Genomic DNA, 1,794 nt, shown 5'->3' on the forward strand with positions numbered 1-1,794 from the left:
ACAGAAGGCGGCCGCCCCGAGCGAGGGCGGAAGAATGGATGCCATGCGCGCGATGATCATGGACGCCCTGGCCGCACCCCTCGAGGTGCGCGACGTCGAGGCCCCGACCGCTCCGGACGGCGGGGTCGTGGTCGAGGTGCACGCGACCGGGCTCTGCAAGAGCGACTGGCACGCGTGGGTCGGGCATGACGACGTCTCGCTCCCCCACGTTCCCGGGCACGAGCTGGCGGGCGTCATCGTCGAGGTCGGCGCGGGCGTTCAGCGGTGGAGCGTCGGCGACCGCGTCACCGTGCCGTTCGTGATGGGCTGCGGGGCGTGCGAGTGGTGCCTCGCGGGCGACGCGCAGGTGTGCCCCGACCAGCAGCAGCCCGGGTTCACGCAGTGGGGCTCGTTCGCCGAGCGGGTCGTCCTGCGCGCGGCCGACACGAACGTCGTGCGGATCCCCGACGGCGTCTCTTTCGAGGCGGCTGCGGCGCTCGGATGCCGCTTCGCCACGGCGTACCGCGCCCTGACCGGCCGCGCCCGCGTACAGGCGGGCGAGTGGATCACGGTCGTCGGGGCCGGCGGGGTGGGCCTCAGCGCGGTGATGATCGGGGTCGCCCTCGGCGCGCGCGTGATCGTCGTCGATCGCACGCCCGCGGCTCTCGAGGCGGCCGCTCGCCTCGGCGCCGAGCACACGCTTCTCGCCGACGGGTCCGACATCGCCGCCGTGGTGCACGAGATCACCGGCGGCGGGAGCCACGTCGCCGTCGACGCGGTCGGCAGCGCTCAGACCTCGCGCGACGCGGTGCTGAGCCTGCGCCGGCGGGGACGCCACGTGCAGATCGGGCTGCTGCCCACGGCCGACGGGATGACCCCGATGCCGATGGCGCGCGTCATCGCGTGGGAGCTCGACCTCCTGGGCAGCCACGGCATGGCAGCGGTCGACTATCCCGAGATGCTCTCGCTGATCGAGAGCGGTGCGCTGCGCCCGCACGACCTGATCGAGCGCGTCATCGGGCTGCGCGAGGCGGCGACCCTGCTCCCCGGCATGGACACGGCCTCACCGGCGGGCATGACGATGATCGATCCGCGGCGGGACTGACCCGCGCGACCCAGCGGTCATCGCTTGACGATCGAGGTCGCTGCGCTCGTCTTCGTCACGGCGGCGTAGCCAGTACGTGTCCCCGTGACGCGGACCGTGATCCTGGATCCGGCGTCCGCTGCCACAAGCGTGTACGACTTCGACGTCGCGCCGCGGACAGTCTTGCCGTCTCGCAACCACTGATATGCGAACGAGGCCCTCGGAGACCACGTCCCCGTCTTCGCAGAGAGGGTTGCGCCGACCTTCACCGTTCCCGAGATGGTCGGAGTCGGTGTGGATGCGAATGTCCGTGCGGGCACCGAGACGGGCGCACTCGTGCGAGAGACGGCTATCAATCCCGGCGACTCCGCCGTGACGGTGACCGAGATCGACTTCTGTGCGTCCGCGTCCACCACCGGGTAGCTCGCCGCCGTCGCGCCCGGGATACTCTGGCCGTTCCGTAGCCACTGGTACCGCAGCGACACGGTGCCCGGGTACCAGCCGGACGACGCGACCGTCAGAGTAGTACCGATAGCTGGCCTGCCCTGGACCCGTGGATCAGCTGAAGACGAAACGACCGCTGCGCCATTCGCCCAATCGGGCTTCCCGTAGCCCTTCAGCCACTCCGCCCCCGAGAAACCCGTCGACGTCGACAGCAATACTTGGGCCGCGCCGTTATGGTTCCACGCCTCATACCAGGCGAGATCAGACTTCCCATCACCGTTGAAGTC

At 70.6% G+C, this 1,794-nt stretch carries 1 protein-coding gene and 1 pseudogene; one reads left to right on the top strand and one right to left on the bottom strand.

The genetic code is table 11. The annotated features are described in order from the left end of the window. Positions 1–43 precede the first annotated feature (43 nt). Positions 44–1,084, top strand: a complete 1,041-nt coding sequence (locus P2P98_RS00255) for a zinc-dependent alcohol dehydrogenase family protein (protein WP_275796056.1) — start codon at positions 44–46, stop codon at positions 1,082–1,084. Between the two features lie 17 nt (positions 1,085–1,101). Here the strand turns inward: P2P98_RS00255 and P2P98_RS00260 are convergent. Beyond that, positions 1,102–1,794 (bottom strand): annotated as a pseudogene (locus P2P98_RS00260) (hypothetical protein); the annotation flags it as partial.

This window comes from Microbacterium sp. Kw_RZR3, from assembly GCF_029222405.1.
Taxonomy (GTDB): domain Bacteria; phylum Actinomycetota; class Actinomycetes; order Actinomycetales; family Microbacteriaceae; genus Microbacterium.

Coding starts and splice junctions, on each gene's coding strand:
- P2P98_RS00255 (WP_275796056.1), top strand. CDS start 44: ATGCGCGCGATGATCATGGACGCCCTGGCCGCACCCCTCGAGGTGCGC.